11 protein-coding genes are annotated in these 15,032 nt (G+C 72.6%); 2 read left to right on the forward strand and 9 right to left on the reverse strand.

The features are described from left to right. Positions 1–36: 36 nt before the first annotated feature. Positions 37–447, reverse strand: coding sequence for a hypothetical protein (locus AC0665_RS14530; protein ID WP_478603323.1), 411 nt, complete (start codon positions 445–447; stop codon positions 37–39). Between the two features lie 307 nt (positions 448–754). Beyond that, the gene (gene clpB / locus AC0665_RS14535; RefSeq protein ID WP_468408428.1) at positions 755–3,352 is read right to left on the reverse strand and encodes an ATP-dependent chaperone ClpB; all 2,598 of its coding nucleotides are present in this window, start codon (positions 3,350–3,352) and stop codon (positions 755–757) included. A 104-nt stretch (positions 3,353–3,456) separates the two neighbouring features. Here clpB and AC0665_RS14540 point away from each other — a divergent pair, with 104 nt between their 5' ends. After that, on the forward strand, positions 3,457–3,873 hold the full coding sequence (locus tag AC0665_RS14540) for a pyridoxamine 5'-phosphate oxidase family protein (RefSeq protein WP_478705105.1): 417 nt from the start codon (positions 3,457–3,459) through the stop codon (positions 3,871–3,873). A 167-nt stretch (positions 3,874–4,040) separates the two neighbouring features. On the opposite strand, the gene AC0665_RS14545 is transcribed toward AC0665_RS14540, so the two are convergent. Beyond that, a complete protein-coding gene (locus tag AC0665_RS14545) occupies positions 4,041–4,376 on the reverse strand; it encodes a Rieske (2Fe-2S) protein (RefSeq protein ID WP_030846386.1) in 336 nt (111 codons plus the stop codon). A gap of 370 nt (positions 4,377–4,746) precedes the next feature. Between AC0665_RS14545 and AC0665_RS14550 the strand changes: the two genes are divergently transcribed. After that, entirely contained in the window at positions 4,747–5,706 is a 960-nt protein-coding gene (locus AC0665_RS14550) for a helix-turn-helix transcriptional regulator (RefSeq protein WP_468408424.1), read from the forward strand. 84 nt (positions 5,707–5,790) lie between these two features. Here AC0665_RS14550 and AC0665_RS14555 read toward each other — a convergent pair whose 3' ends face one another. The 6 genes from AC0665_RS14555 to AC0665_RS14580 all read right to left on the reverse strand — a co-directional run bounded on the left by AC0665_RS14555 (position 5,791) and on the right by AC0665_RS14580 (position 14,907). After that, positions 5,791–6,822 carry a helix-turn-helix transcriptional regulator gene (locus AC0665_RS14555; RefSeq protein WP_468408422.1) on the reverse strand — a complete coding sequence of 344 codons (1,032 nt, stop codon included), beginning with the start codon at positions 6,820–6,822 and terminating at the stop codon, positions 5,791–5,793. A 190-nt stretch (positions 6,823–7,012) separates the two neighbouring features. Further along, the gene (locus tag AC0665_RS14560) at positions 7,013–8,380 is read right to left on the reverse strand and encodes a DUF6895 family protein (protein WP_478705106.1); all 1,368 of its coding nucleotides are present in this window, start codon (positions 8,378–8,380) and stop codon (positions 7,013–7,015) included. Beyond that, entirely contained in the window at positions 8,377–9,210 is an 834-nt protein-coding gene (locus tag AC0665_RS14565; protein ID WP_478508313.1) for an ABC transporter permease, read from the reverse strand. The genes AC0665_RS14560 and AC0665_RS14565 overlap by 4 nt, the downstream gene beginning before the upstream one ends. Further along, positions 9,207–10,307 carry an ABC transporter ATP-binding protein gene (locus AC0665_RS14570; RefSeq protein ID WP_478508314.1) on the reverse strand — a complete coding sequence of 367 codons (1,101 nt, stop codon included), beginning with the start codon at positions 10,305–10,307 and terminating at the stop codon, positions 9,207–9,209. Before AC0665_RS14570 ends, AC0665_RS14565 begins: the two co-directional genes overlap by 4 nt. After that, positions 10,289–11,689: a lanthionine synthetase C family protein gene (locus AC0665_RS14575; RefSeq protein ID WP_478508315.1), complete on the reverse strand. Its 1,401-nt coding sequence runs from the start codon at positions 11,687–11,689 to the stop codon at positions 10,289–10,291. The genes AC0665_RS14570 and AC0665_RS14575 overlap by 19 nt, the downstream gene beginning before the upstream one ends. Beyond that, positions 11,686–14,907 carry a lantibiotic dehydratase gene (locus AC0665_RS14580; protein WP_478603316.1) on the reverse strand — a complete coding sequence of 1,074 codons (3,222 nt, stop codon included), beginning with the start codon at positions 14,905–14,907 and terminating at the stop codon, positions 11,686–11,688. The genes AC0665_RS14575 and AC0665_RS14580 overlap by 4 nt, the downstream gene beginning before the upstream one ends. Between the last annotated feature and the right edge of the window lie 125 nt (positions 14,908–15,032).

The following is a 15,032-nucleotide window of genomic DNA, read 5'->3' on the forward strand; positions in this document are numbered from 1 at the left end:
TCGACCTGGGCCCGGTATGTGGCGGTGTGCTTTCGCTTACCGCTGGTAGTGCTTGGTGGTCGAGCAGTTGTCCGGGTTGAACGAACCCTTGTCACGGCAGACACGGATGTACGCGTCGTCGGTGTAGCGCTGCGCGGGCGCCCAGTTGGAGGCCCCGACCGGAACGGTCTTCTTCTGCTTGCCGTCGTAGCGGTTCCAGTCGTAGCCCTCGACCTTCACCTGCACGTACACGTTGTGGTCGTCGCCGTGGTCGGCGTCCTGAAGCTGGCCCTTCCACTCGAAGGCGCCGTGATTCTCGCCCGCGGGGTGCCACTTGTACTGGCCGTGGTGGAACTTCGCACCGCCGGTCGAGAGCGTCGGAATGTCATGCCACGAGGCGGCGAATGCCGTGCCTGCCCCCATGGCGAACAGGCCGGCCGCGAGGGCGCCTACTGCCAACTTACGCACAATTTCTCCCGTTTTTTGTTCTGTTGTGTGGCTCTGCTGGTCAGGGCAGAGCAGCGGTGAAAGTTACCAGCAGGTAAGGGAGAGGAGGCGCCGGCATGTTCGATCTTGTCCTGTCTGTCCGGCCTTTCGAGGGGCACCCTTTGCGGAAGCTTTACCTCTTTGACGAGGTCAGGGCCGCGCCAGTCGAACGGGCCGACCAGGGGTTCCGTGACGGAGCCGCCGGCATCGAGGGCGTGGAATCAGAGGGTGGAACACGAGAACGCCGAGACCGCGCTGGTGCGCTTCTCGGCGTTCACGATGTGACGTTCTACAGCGTCTTGCCCGTGGCCGGGCCCACCAGGAGGCCGTCCTCGAAGCGGTCCACCCGGACCGTGTCGCCGTCCTTGATCTCCCCGGAGAGGATCTCCTTGGCGAGCCGGTCGCCGATGGCGGACTGGACGAGGCGCCGCAGCGGACGGGCGCCGTACGCCGGGTCCATGCCCTCCTCCGCGAGCCAGGCCAGCGCCGCGGGCGTGATGTCGAGCGTGAGACGCCGCTCGGCGAGCCGCTTGGCCAGGCGCTCCAGCTGGAGCTTCGCGATGCGCTCCAGCTCGGGCTTGGTCAGCGCGGAGAAGACGACCAGGTCGTCCAGGCGGTTGAGGAACTCCGGCTTGAAGGAGGTCCGCACCACTTCCAGGACCTGTTCCTTCTTCTCCTCCTCACTGGTGAGCGGGTCGACGAGGAACTGGCTGCCGAGGTTCGACGTCAGGACGAGGATGGTGTTGCGGAAGTCGACCGTGCGGCCCTGGCCGTCCGTCAGCCGGCCGTCGTCGAGCACCTGGAGCAGGATGTCGAAGACCTCGGGGTGCGCCTTCTCCACCTCGTCCAGCAGGACGACGGAGTACGGACGGCGCCGCACGGCCTCGGTGAGCTGGCCGCCCTCCTCGTAGCCGACGTATCCGGGCGGGGCGCCGACCAGCCGGGCCACGCTGTGCTTCTCGCTGTACTCCGACATGTCGATGCGGACCATCGCCCGCTCGTCGTCGAAGAGGAAGTCGGCGAGGGCCTTGGCCAGTTCGGTCTTGCCGACGCCGGTCGGGCCGAGGAAGAGGAAGGAGCCGGTGGGCCGGTCGGGGTCGGAGATCCCGGCGCGGCTGCGGCGTACGGCGTCGGACACCGCGCGCACGGCCTCGGTCTGGCCGATGAGCCGCTTGCCGATCTCGTCCTCCATGCGCAGCAGCTTCTGCGTCTCGCCCTCCAGCAGCCGCCCGGCGGGGATGCCGGTCCAGGAGGCGACGACGTCGGCGATGTCGTCGGCGCCGACCTCCTCCTTGACCATGGTGTCCTTGGCGACCTCTTCCTCGGCCTCGGAGGCGGCCTCCAACTCCTTCTCCAGGGCGGGGATCTCGCCGTAGAGCAGCTTGGAGGCGGTGTCGAAGTCGCCGTCGCGCTGGGCGCGTTCGGCCTGGCCGCGCACGTCGTCGAGGCGTTCCTTCAGCTCACCGACGCGGTTGAGGGACTGCTTCTCCTTCTCCCAGCGGGCGGTCAGGCCGCGCAGCTCCTCCTCCTTGTCGGCGAGGTCGCGGCGCAGTTTCTCCAGCCGCTCGCGGGAGGCCGCGTCGGTCTCCTTGCCGATCGCCAGCTCCTCCATCTTCAGCCGGTCGACGGCGCGCTGGAGTTCGTCGATCTCGACGGGCGAGGAGTCGATCTCCATGCGCAGCCGGGAGGCGGCCTCGTCGACGAGGTCGATGGCCTTGTCGGGCAGGAAGCGGGAGGTGATGTACCGGTCGGAGAGCGAGGCGGCGGCGACGAGCGCGCGGTCCGCGATCTGCACCTTGTGGTGGGCCTCGTAGCGGCCCTTCAGCCCGCGCAGGATCGCGATCGAGTCCTCGACGGTCGGCTCGGCGACCAGCACCTGCTGGAAGCGCCGCTCCAGGGCGGGGTCCTTCTCGATCCGCTCGCGGTACTCGTCGAGGGTCGTGGCACCCACCATGCGCAGCTCACCGCGCGCGAGCATGGGCTTGAGCATGTTCCCGGCGTCCATGGCGGAGTCGCCGCCGGCACCGGCGCCCACGACGGTGTGCAGCTCGTCGATGAAGGTGATGATCTGCCCGTCGGAGTCCTTGATCTCGGCGAGGACGGTCTTCAGCCGCTCCTCGAACTCGCCCCGGTACTTGGCGCCGGCGACCATCGCGCCCAGGTCGAGCGCGACGAGCCGCTTGTCCTTCAGCGACTCGGGCACGTCGCCCTTGACGATCCGCTGGGCGAGCCCCTCGACGACGGCGGTCTTGCCGACACCGGGCTCGCCGATCAGCACCGGGTTGTTCTTGGTGCGCCGCGACAGCACCTGCACGACGCGCCGGATCTCCTGGTCGCGTCCGATGACCGGGTCGAGCTTCCCCTCGCGCGCGGCGGCGGTGAAGTCGGTCCCGAACTTCTCCAGGGCCTTGTACTGGCCCTCGGGGTCGGCTGTGGTCACGCGTCGCTGCCCTCGCGTCCTCTGGAAAGCGGCCTGGAGCTTCTTGGCGTCGGCCCCCTGCTGCGCCAGCACCTCGCCGGCCGCTCCGCCCTTCGCGGCGATGCCGATGAGCAGGTGCTCCGTGGAGAGGTACTCGTCGCCGAGGTCCTTGGCGCGGGCCTGCGCGTCGGCGACGACGGCGAGCATCTCACGGTTGGGCTGGGGCGGCGCGACCGTGGACCCGGTCACGCTCGGCAGCCCGGCGAGGACGCGCTCGGCTCCGGCGCGCACGGCGGCCTGGTCGGCGTCGACCGCGGCGAGCAGGTCGGTGATGTTCTCGTTGTCCTGTCCCTGGAGCAGCGCGAGCAGCAGGTGGGCCGGGGTGAGGTCGGCGTGCCCCTCGGTCACGGCCCGGTTGCTGGCAGCGTTGATCGCGTCCCGGCTCCGGTTGGTCAGCTCGGCGTCCACGTTCGCGTTCTCCTCCTTGCACTGACCCGAACGGCTTGCACAAAGTTGAGTCTAGTGCACTCAAGGACGGTTGGGGGAGGGCCGGAGGGTCTAAGTTCCGGGGCATGGCGACCAAGTACTCCGTGGACCCGGGCGCTCCGGACCCGTCGTTTCTCAGCTTCTGGCGGGAGCGGCGCCTGTGCACCCTGACGACTCCCCGCCCGGACGGCACACCCCACCTGGTACCCGTCGGGGTCACCTACGATCCCGAGGCCCGTCTGGCCCGGGTGATCACCAACAGGGCGAGCGCCAAGGTGCGGTACGTGCGGGCGGCCGGGGAACAGGGGGCGCCCGTCGCCGTCTGCCAGCTGGAGGGCCGCCGCTGGGCGACGCTGGAGGGCCGGGCCTTCGTCCACGAGGAACCCGAGCGGGTGGCCGAGGCGGAGCGGCGCTACGCCGAGCGCTACGGCAGGACGCCGTCACCGAACCCGGCGCGGGTGGTGATCGAGATCCGGCTGACGCGGGCGATGGGGCGAGGTTGAACGAAGTGAATATCCACACCGGAGATCGACAGGATCCGGCCACCGCCGGACGGGGCCGATACCGGTACATGTCCCGGAAAACTGCAGCGGCGTCACCGTGTTCAGGTCACGGTGACGCCGCTGCGGGGGGAAGCACCTGAGCGATCTGTTACGACGGGGGAATCGCGTCAGGCACTGCGGGGGGTGGCAGAGATGGTCCTCGGGGCAGGGGAGTCGGCCTCCACCTGCTGATGGTCCCGTTGGTCCAGGTTCACAAAGATCATTCCGTACCGCACGGCACATCGCACTGGCTGCGGCGCCCCCCGAGGCCGCCGCAGACACCGGTAAGCCCGTACGTCCTCGTCATCGTCCCGCGTGACGACCACCGGCTCACCGAACACGGTCACCATCAACGAGTCACCGCTGTGGGGGATGGCGGTGACCAGGTCGATGAAGTGCCAGCCGGAGCGGTAGGCGGTGGCCATTTCACGACGGAAGGAGCGGTCGTCGGGTGGAGTGGTCACGGTCAGCTCCCGGATCCGGCTGCCCCGGGGCTCGGCCAGCTGCTGTTCTCCGCTCCGTGTTCGCTGTTCACGGCTACGGACGGCCAGCTGCTGTTCGCCCGAACATCGTCCTTCACATCGGAGAAGCCGCTCAGCGCACCGAGGGCTACAACGGCGGAGAAGGCGGCGACAAGCACCGAGCGAAGCATTCTGTTACGCATAGTCGGCTTCGTCCTCACTTGAAGGTCCCCTTTTCCCCCGTCGCATACGACGATGGCTCATTCGGGCACGTCATGGCCACACAATCGATGCATCATGTTCCTGCATGTTCAGGACCCTGGGGGGTGGAGATTTGACATCAAATCGGACTAAGGAGACACATCCCCATGCGATGACCCACTGGTGCGACGAGGGCGGCCGTCTGTATGCCGCCGCACTGCGCGCCGGACGCATCGCACGCGAGGACGTGGAGTCCGCTCCGTGCCTGATGGAGTTCGCCCTGCTCCACCCCGACCCGGACGATCCGAGCTGGCTGCGGCCGGTGCCCCCCGCGGTCGCCCTGTCCCGGCAGCTCAACCCGCTGGAGCAGGAGATAGCCGATCGCCGGCGCCTGGCGACCGGCCTCGCCGAGACCTTCGAGCCCTTCATGGCCCTGGGTACCCAGTTGGCCGCGACCAGTGACGCCATCACTGTGCTGGAAGGCGGCGAACGAATCAACGCCGCACTCAATATGGCGACTTTGCAGTGCCAGAAAGAGATGCTCACCGTCCAGCCCACCGACCGGATGTCCGAGCGCAGCCTCTTGCTCGGCCTGGAGCGTGACCGGCCGCTGATCGAACGCGGTGTGCGCATCCGCACCCTGTACCAGCACACAGCCCGCTACAACCCCGAACAACTGGCCTACGCCGCCCAGCTCTCCAACGGCAAGGCCGAATACCGCACCATCGACGAACTCGTCGAGCGCCTGATCATCTGCGACGAGTCCGTCGCCTTCATCCCCGCCCGCGACGATCAGCAGGTCGCCCTGGAACTGCGCCACCCCGGTCTGGTCCGCTACCTCATCAAGCTGTTCGAGTACCTGTGGGACCGGTCGGTGCCGCTCAGCACGGGCACCCCGTACGAGACCGCCCGCGACGGCATCACGGAGATCCAGTACTCCATAGCCAAGCTTCTGGTCGAGGGACACGTCGACGAAGCCATCGCCAGGCGCCTCGGCATGAACGTGCGCACCTGCCGGGCCCACATAGCCAAGCTCGCGTCCGCCCTGGGCAGCGGCAGCCGTGCCCAACTGGGTTATCTCATCGCCCAGTCCGGCATCCTGAAGCAGGACGACGAAGGAGCGGTCGGCTGACTTCGCGGGCGCACCGGGAGCACGACGTCGACGAGCTGTGCCCCGCGGCGACGGAACTGTACGCCCGGGCCCGGCTGGGCTTCCTCATCGCACGCTCGGGGATTCTTGACCAGGACCACTGAGCGCGGAGCGCTGCGGGCCGTCCAGACCCGCCTGGGCGATGCGCACGCCCAACTGCGTACGGCTGGCCGCCCCCAGCGTCTCCGAGAGCCGCGCGATGTGCGCCCGGCACGTCCGCACGCTGATGCCCAGCCGTTCCGCGATGACGGCGTCCTGGTGTCCCTCCGCCAGCAGCGCCGCGATCGACTGCTCCCGGTGGGAGATCCCCTCGATGCCCGTGTCGGGGAGCGGGGCCGTGAGGGGGATGGCGAGGCGCCACAGCCGTTCGAAGATCGTGACGAGGTACTCGACGAGCGCGGGGTGCCGTAGCTCAAGGGCCATCGTGCGGTCGGAGTTGGCGGGGATGAACGCCACCGTCCGGTCGAAGAGGATCAGCCGGTCGATCACCTCGTCCAGCGTGCGCGCCTCCACCGCGTCGCCCATCAGCTCCAGATAGGTCAGCAACCCCTGCCCGTGCCGGGCGACATGGGTGTACAGGTCCCTCATCCGCACGCCCCTGCCCCGCAGCGCCAGCGCCCGGTGCAGGCCCTCCGAGAGCTCCGCCTCGCGGCGGATGCCGCCGGGCTGGACCGTGAGCACCTCGGCCGTGCAGGCCCGGGTCGCCTCGTCCATCGCGGCCTGGATGCGGGCGAGTCCGTCCAGCACCCGGATCGCCGGACCCTCCGACGCCGCGGCGGCCGGCCGCACCTGACGGCCCAGCCCGGCGTACCACTCGACGGCCGTGACGGCCGAGCCAAGCCGCCGCTGGCTCGCGCTCACCTCGTCGTACATCCCGCGCAGCAGCCGGGTCATGACCTCCTGCGGGGAGGTCGGCACCAGCCAGTCCATGTCGTCGGGGTCCGGGTGCAGCAGGGCGAGTTCCAGCAGGCAGGGCACCGGTTCCGCGTCCCGGCGCGGCACCCGGCCGCGCCGTACGGCCCGGGAGTACACGCGGTCCCCGGCGTCGCACAGTCGGTCGGCACCGTGGGGATGCTCATCCGCCCCGTGCCCGGCCATCGCCCATCCCACCCCCGGTTTCCGCCGTCTTTCCGCAGCGCAACTATGCGCGGACGGGCCGTGGTCCGCAACACGGCTCGACCACAACCGAACCGCTTTTCGGCCCACTTGGGACCGGTATGTGCGGGGCGCCGCGGGGCCGGTGGCCGCACGCCGGGTGGTGTGCGTGCAGCGTTGCGCGACCGGCCGGTCAGTCGTGCGGGGCGTGACCGGAGCCGTCGGTGGCGAAGGCGCACCAGCCCGCCGCGAGCAGGGCGGCGGCGGACCGTGCCAGGGGCGTGCCGTCCCGCCCCAGGGCCCGCAGGGCGCTCAGCACCGCGGCCAGCCCGGGCCGGTCGTGCCGCTGGGCACACACCACCAACAGCGCGTGTCCGGCGGTGGACCAGGCCGTCCGCTCCTGGTCGGTCGCCCGGGCCGCCGCGGCGCGGACGGTCGCGGACCAGCGGCGGATCTCGTCCGCGTCGGGGGCCGCGTCCGGGGACGTGGCGGCGAAGGGTGCGGTGTGCGGCGGCGTCGCGCGGGCGGGCTCCGGCCGGCGGGCCACGCGGCCCTGCCCGGAGCGGGAGTTCAGGCGGACCGCCGCGGCCAGCCCTGCGGCCAGCGTGGTGTGGTAGCAGGTGCCGAAGAGGTAGGCGTCCGCCTTCTCGCCCGTCAGGCCGTGCAGTCGCTCCGGCCGGTGCACCGGTCCGGGCACCGCTCCGTCGGGTCGCTGGGCACGGGCCAGCGTGTCCCAGCCTCGCGTCACGGGATCCCCGTCCGGCCCGTCCCCGTCCCGCGGTCCCGCCGGGCACAGCAGGTCCGCGCACAGCAGCAGTTCCGCGACGAGGTCGAGGTGACCGCGCGTCAGGACGACGTCGAGCAGCAGGAGCACGGTCTCCAGCAGAAGGCCGGGGTCCGGCTCGGCGGCCGGCAGGGGACGCGCGCCGAAGTCCGTTGCGTAGAACAGCGCGTGGGTGAAGGCGTAGGTCTCGCTGTCGTCGAGGAAGAGCGGATCCGGCCCGAGGGCGGGCAGGCTCTGCCCGTAGAGCGTGCCGGCGTCGGGCAGCCCGGGCGGGGCCGCGATCCCCGCGCGGTCGAGGAAGAAGCGCAGCTCGAGCCGGTTGAGGACGGGCTTGTGGGGCCGGGTGTGCCCGCCGGCGCCGACGGCGAGCAGGGCCAGGCACTCCTCGCGCAGCGCGGGCCGGGGGCGGCCCAGAATCCCGAGCAGCGCGACCAGGTTGAGGTGGTAGGGGAAGTACGCGTCGGCGCGGCGCAGCCCCGTCGCGAAGCCGGGGTCGTCGACGACGCGCTCGGCCAGCGCGAGCGCGCCCTCACGCAGGGCCGCGGGAACACGCACGCGCGTCGGGGCGGCCCGGTCCAGCAGGCGCAGGAGACCGAGCAGTTCGAGAAGCGGTCCGGGCCGGAACGGCCGCCGCGGCAGCATCCGCTCCCACTGGTCGGGGTCGAACCAGGCGAGATGCTCCTCCAGCCACCGGATCACGCCCGACAGCAGGGCTGCGGCCGGGTCGCCGGGGACGGCCGCACCCGGAGCGCGGGAGCGGGTGTCCGACGCGCTCACCGGCCGCTCCGCAGCCGCAGCAGCGTCAGGGCCAGGGCCAGGACGGCGCACAGCGCGGCGAGGTCCGCCTGCCAGGGGTGGAGGCCCGCGCCCCCGAGCAGACACTGCCGGGCCAGGTCCACCGCGTACGTCATCGGGTTCAGGTGCATGGCGGCGGCCAGCCAGCCCGGGGCGTCCTGCGGGCTGAACACTGAGCCGGACAGGAACAGCATCGGGAACATGGCGAGCTGGACGGTCGACTGCAGGGTCTGCACCCGCTGGATGAGGGTGGCCAGACACAGGCCGATGACGCTGAACAGCGCGGCGGTGAGCGCGAAGCAGCCGGCCGCCGCGGCGAACCGGAACGGCGTGAGCGGCACTCCGGCGAGCGGGGCGAAGGTGAGCATCACCACGCTCTGCACGGTGACCATTCCGGCGCCCGCCGCGACCTTGCCCAGCGGCAGGCAGATCCGGGGCACCGGGGCGACGAGCAGTTCGCGCAGCACTCCGTACTCCCGGTCCCAGGCGTACGTCTGCCCGGAGGCCACACCGACCGAGACGACCTGGATGGCGATGATGCCGGGGAACACATAGGCGCTGAACGGGGTCCCGGAGCCGACCGAGCCGATCATGCCGTCGAAGCCGACGGCGTAGACGAGGACGAAGAACACGATCTGCACGGCCTGGCTGACCAGCATGCCCGGCCGCTTGACCTGGCGCAGCAGGTCCCGGTGGGCGATGACCGAGATGGCGCGCAGGCCGGTGGACAGACGGTCCGCGAGCGTTTCCCCGGCGCCGTCCGCGGTGGCGGGGGCGGGCCTGACGGGTCCGGCGGCGATGTCGGTGGTCATGGGGTGCTCACCTGCCTGTCCTCGGCCGCGGCCAGATAGACGTCGTTCATGGAGGGGTGCCGCACGGCGAGCGTCAGGCCGGGCACCTCCAGGGCGCGCGCCACGTCGGCGATCCGCGTCTCGGGATCGGAGCAGTGCACGGCGAGGCCGTCCGGCTCGGTGAGCGGGTCGAATCCGGCGGCGCGCAGCTGGGCCGCGGCGCGGGCGTCGTCGTCGCTCGTCACCACGATCCGCGAGGAGTCCAGGCTGCTCTTGAGCCGGGCCGCGCTGCCCTGCCGGACCACCCGGCCCTCGCGCAGGATCACGATCTCGTCGGCGTACTCGGCCTCGTCCATGTAGTGCGTGGAGTACAGCACCGTCACGCCGAGCTCGTCGCGCAGCCGGGTCAGGTCGCTCCACACGTCGCTGCGGGCGCTCGGGTCGAGGCCGTTGGTCGGCTCGTCGAGCAGCAGCAGCCCGGGCCGGTGCAGCAGGGCGCGGGCGATCTCCACCCGCCGGGCGAGACCGCCGGACAGCTCCTCGACGGGCTGTCGTCGACGGTCTGTGAGCCCGAACAGGTCGAGCATCAGGGTGATGCGTGCCCGGGCGTCGGAGCGGCGCATCCCGAACAGCCGGGCGTGGAACCACAGGTTGCGTTCCACGGACAGTTCCTTGTCCAGGGTGCGTTCCTGGAAGACCAGCCCCAGCGCCCGCCGGGCGGCCGTCGGTGACCGGCGTACGTCGTGGCCGAAGATCCGCACACTGCCCCCGTCCGGGCGGGAGGCGGTCGACAGCACCCGCATCAGGCTCGACTTGCCGGCGCCGTTCGGCCCGAGCAGTGCCGTGATCCGGCCGGGCGGGGAGGCGATGTCGACGCCGTGGACCGCGGTGACCTTCCCGTAGCGGACCACCAGCCCCCGCACCTCGTAGGCCGCCACTCCCGCCGGTCCCGGCCGGGGGGTGGCCGCACCGGCCGTGTGGCTCAGCGAGTCGTCCACCCGTACACCCACGTGCCGCTCCTCCCGGATGTCTGTCCGTTCCTCCCGCGCGGCGGCCGTCAGGCTGTCCCGCGGGCCCGCCGTGCCGGGCCGTGCGCCGCTCATGCCAGCCCCAGACATCGGTCCCAGGGCAGCGGTCCGGGGCGGTCCGGCAACAGGGCCAGGGCGACGCCCGCAGCACCCTCCAGCATCCCGGCGACATCCAGGGCGCGATGCGGGACGGGCGAGTGCGCGGCGGCCGGGAAACGCATCAGGTGGCGGAAGCCGAACGGGGCGTCCTCGTCGAGGCAGTCCAGGATCATGCCGGTCAGCCGGGTCCGGCCCGCTTCCAGGACGGGGTCGTGTGCGTCGCGGGTGACGCGGGAGAGGACCGCGAGGAGGCCGGCGTAACCGTGGCAGACGGTCGGGCCGTCGACCGCCCAGCGCGCCTCGTCCCGGCGCAGCGCCGCGTGCAGGGCGTCCACGGCGGCGGCGCACCAGCCCGGCTCGTCCAGGACCCGGCCCGCACGGTGCAGGGCCGCGGCGACGCCCGGCGTGCCGTAGCACCAGGCGGTCCGGGTGAACAGGGCCCGGGGCCGCTCGGCGGCCGTCTCGTCGTCCCAGCCCGCCCGGGCCGGCCAGTAGGGGCCGGTGTCGTCGTGCAGCGTCCATCCCAGCAGCCAGTCGGCGATGCGGTGCAGTGCCTGCGTCAGGCCCGGCACGTGCCGGCCGCGTTCGGCGGCGGCCGCCAGGACCGTGAGCGGGCCCGCGATGCCGTGTGCCAGGCCGAGGTTGAAGTCGCCCCGGGGGTAGTCGCGCCGGTCCCGGTCGCTGATTTGCAGGGCGGCCGGCACCCACCAGCCGGGCACGGTGCGGGTGTCCCCCGGGACCGCCGCCTCCACCGGCTCGGTGATCGCGACCAGGTGACGCAGCGAGGCGTCCAGTGCCCGGGCCACCTCCGGGGAACCCTCCGCCGGGTCGTCCACCGCGTCGAGCAGCAGCCGTGTCGTTCCCGACAGCCCGTTGATCAGGTCGTAGGCGGCCCAGTCGACGCCCTGCTCACCGCGCGCGGCGCGGGCCCGGAAGGCCGCGAGCCGTTCGAGCTGGTCGTCCGCGACCCAGGCGGCCAGGCGCCGGCGCAGCGAGGCGTAGTGCCCGTCGGCACCGGCGCAGGTCTGGGCGGCGGCGAGCAGGGCGGCCGGCCCGGAGAAGAGGCCCCGGCTGGGCGCTTTGGCCATCGCCCGGCCGGCGGCGGCCAGGTGCCGGTGGGCCACCGTGCGCCACGAGGGGTCCTCGCGTGACAGCTCGCCGTACAGCAGGGCGGTGCCGGGCAGGCCGTTGGCCAGGGTGAGGGGGCCCCACATGACGGCGTCGTACACGGGGTCCCGGTTGTCGTCCCGGGAGGCCACGGCGGCCACCGACTCGGGGTCGGCGAGCCGCTCGGCGACCAGGGTGACGGCGTGGCGGGCCTGCTCCGCCCAGGGGGCCGGCGCGAGGTCCGGCGTACCTGCGGTGGGGCTCATGACACATGCCTCCGGCGGTTGAGGTGGTCCTGTACGGCGCCCCGGGCGATGCCGAGCACGGTCGTCTCCCGGGCGGTGGATCCGCCCAGCAGCCGGTTGCACACCATGTGCATCAGGCTGCCCACGACCCGCCCGTCCGGGGTCTCGCGGGTGTCCCTGACGAGCCGGCCGAGCCTGCGCACGGCGTCGTCCCGGTCGCGCAGGGCGCCGAGCACGCGGGCGCCCAGCGGGTCGGAGGACAACTCCGGCCAGCCTCCGTACGGATCGACCACACGGCGCCAGTGGGCGGCTCGTTCGCGGAACGCGGCGGGCAGATCGCGTCGCGACCCGGTCATGGACAGCCAGGCGGCCGCGGCGTCGTCCCCGCAGTCCTCGACGAGCAGCGGGTGCCCGGGTTCGGGGGGCCCGAAGGCGTGGGCGAGGGCCGCGCAGGAGATCACGGCGAGATCGTCCACCCGGCAGCCGGACAGCGGGCCGGGGGCGGCGTCGGACCGGCGGCCCCGGCCGGTCTCGTGGGCGATGCGCAGCAGTTCCACGGCGGCCTCGCTGTCGTACCGGAAGACGTCCTCCGCGGCCTCGATGGCGTCGGCGCCGCCGTACCGCTCGGTCTCCGGGTCGTACTGCGCCACCACGTGGGAGCGCAGCAGACCCCGCCGCTGCCAGTCGTCCAGGAGCTCGCCGACGGACGCGGCGACCGGGCCCCACAACGTGCGGCGGTCGGCGTGCAACCGCACTCTCAGGTGGTGGCCGGCGTCGTCGGTGTAGCGGATGAAGAACCACCGGTCGGCACCGAGCTCGCGGGCCCGCCCGACCAGGTCGGGCAGATGGGTGCGCACCAGGTCGTCCTGGGTGCGCGCGGAGCCGTGGAGCTTGAGGTGGAGCCAGTCGCCGCCGAGCCCGTGGACGGTGCGCCGCGCCGACAGGTGGCCGGCGTACGGGCGGTACGCCGGGGCGGCGGAGCGGCGGACGAGCGGCACGACGAGTTCCGCGGTGTGCCCGGCGAGCGGGCTGTCCAGCAGGCCTTCGTGTTCGCCCGGCACCTCCTGGGCGATGAGGTCGGGGTTGCGCAGCAGTTGGTCGCGCAGCAGTTCCCGGTGCCAGACGTGGTCGAGGTCGAGCAGCAGCCGCTGGTCGGCGGTGACGGCGAGGACCTGGCGCGGCACGTCCCACCGCTCACGCCACGCGCGGACCGCCCCGTCCCATCCTTCGCGTCCGGTGGTGCGCACGTCCTCGGCGGGTCCGCGCAGTTCGTCGAGCCGCCAGACGGCCCCGGCCAGGACGAAGCGGCCGTAGCGGATCCTGGGCACGCACGGCGCCTGGGCGAGCGGCCCCCAGTTCCACGGCTCCCACAGGCGCTGCCCCTCCAGGCCGATCTCCCACAGCAGCCGGGCCGCGTTGGGCGCCTGGGCCGGGGCGCTGACCATGTTGCCGAGCACGGGCACGATCTCCCGGCCCGTGGGCAGGTGGACGGCGGTCAGCCGGTCCAGGGTCGCGCCGATCCCGATGTCGGCGAGGCGCAGTTCCTCCACACCGGGTGCGTCGGGCACGCCGACGGAGATCCGCCGGCCGGTCGCGGGGACGGTGTGCGCGAGGTTGGACGCCCGGCCCGACCTGGTCCGGAACGCCAGGTCGGCGGCGACGGCACCCTCGACGTGCACCGGTGAGCGCCGGTGCAGTTCGGCGAACGGGCCGCCCCAGCCGGGTTCCTGGTCGGCGAAGCGGGCGAAGGTGGAACCGGCGCGGTGGGACCCGGGCGAGGGCGAAAGGAACACGAGGAACTCGCCGTCGGTCAGCGCTTCCGTGGAGGCGGCGACCACCTGCACGGTGATCTCGCAGGAGTTCTGGACCGACTGCGGCTCGGGCTCGTCGTGCGCCAGTTCGGCCAGCTCCGCGTCGGTGATGACGATCTCGCGCCGCCGGTCGCGCAGCGCCGTGGCCGCGAGTCGCGCCATGGCCCGGTCGCGTCGGACGGTGCGCACGTCGTCCGGCGGCTGCGGGGCGGCCTCGCTGTTGGGCCAGCCGTAACCGGCCGGCGCCCCCAGTCCGGTGGCCGGGTCGAGGAGGTCCAGGACGGGCACCAGGCGGTCGGCGCCGTACACGTCGAGGAAACGCCGGTGGTAGTCGCGCAGCGCGAACAGCCCGCGTTTCGGCCGCGACAGCCGGTACATCACGTCCGCCGCCCGCTCGATCTCCTCGCGCACCGCGTACGGCAGGTGCAGGACGGCGTCGAGCTTGGTGTCGATGTGCAGGGGCGTGTCGTCCCGCTCGACCTCCCGTGCGGCGTCGAGCATCCGGCGCAGCGACTCCCGGCCCGCGCCCGGTGGCCGCGCGTCGTAGGCGGCGCGGTCGCGGTCGAGACGGTGCAGCGCGGTGCGGACCTGTTCGGCGGCCGGGGACGCGTCCGGTACCGCGTCCAGGACGCTCAGCACGTGCCGCAGGGGGTCGCCGCCGTTCAGCGGCGGCCGCAGTGAACTGATCAGGATCTCCTGCCGGATCAGCTCGTCCAGCAGGGACCGCACCCGGTGCTCGGGCGCGCCCGGGAAGGCCGAGGTGAGCCGTTCGACGAGCAGCGGGTACGGCACCGGCCCGCGGGACTCCCGCACGGCCCGCGCCACCACCGGGGTGTTGCGTACGGACACGGTGGCGTGGCCTTCGCCGTCCGCGCCCGGCGCCGTCGCCGGGGCCGAGGGGGCGGTCAGGACCAGCCGGTCGCCACGGACGGTCAGCGCCTGGTGGGCCTGCACGTCCAGGGCGGCCCGCACGGTCGGGTCCTGTTCGAGACGGTGCGTCACCTTGGTCAGCCACTGCATGTCGACGTGGGTGCGGGTGCGGTGCCCGGTGCCGCGCGCCGCCTTGGCCGTGGAGTCGAACTCCCCTGTCGTCACACCCGCGAAGAGGCCGAAGGGGGTGGGCCGGGTCCGCATCCGGATGTCGTAGCGCAACACGGCCAGGGCGGCCCGGCGCAGCCGGCTCGCGGTGAGTCCCGCGTCTCCCTGCCGGGCCACGCGGCGCACGAGCGCGCTGAGCGCGGGTGAGGCGAGGAGAAGGGCCTCGTCCAGGACGGGATCGGCGGCGGCACCGGCCAGCAGCGCCACGCAGGCACCGGTGTCCTCGGGCGGGGTGCCGTCCCCGGGGAGGGTCGGGCCCGGTGCGGCGGCCTGGGCCGCGGGTGCGCGGAGCAGGAAGAGGTCCGCCGCGCGGAACAGCGTGTCCCCCAAGATCTTCCCCCTTGTGTGGACGGGCCGGCATCGGTGGGCGGGCCGGTGTGCGCGAGGGCCCGTTTTCGGACGGGAGCGAGGCCCGGAGGCCGGCCGGGGTCCCGGCCGGCCTCCGGGGACAGGGC

Source organism: Streptomyces sp. NPDC043685 (assembly GCF_056436585.1).

Excerpts from the sequence above, each read along its gene's own strand:
- AC0665_RS14540 (WP_478705105.1), top strand. The coding sequence starts at position 3,457 with ATGGCGACCAAGTACTCCGTGGACCCGGGCGCTCCGGACCCGTCGTTT.
- AC0665_RS14550 (WP_468408424.1), top strand. The coding sequence starts at position 4,747 with ATGACCCACTGGTGCGACGAGGGCGGCCGTCTGTATGCCGCCGCACTG.
- AC0665_RS14555 (WP_468408422.1), bottom strand. The coding sequence starts at position 6,822 with ATGGCCGGGCACGGGGCGGATGAGCATCCCCACGGTGCCGACCGACTG.
- AC0665_RS14565 (WP_478508313.1), bottom strand. The coding sequence starts at position 9,210 with ATGACCACCGACATCGCCGCCGGACCCGTCAGGCCCGCCCCCGCCACC.
- AC0665_RS14570 (WP_478508314.1), bottom strand. The coding sequence starts at position 10,307 with ATGTCTGGGGCTGGCATGAGCGGCGCACGGCCCGGCACGGCGGGCCCG.
- AC0665_RS14575 (WP_478508315.1), bottom strand. The coding sequence starts at position 11,689 with ATGAGCCCCACCGCAGGTACGCCGGACCTCGCGCCGGCCCCCTGGGCG.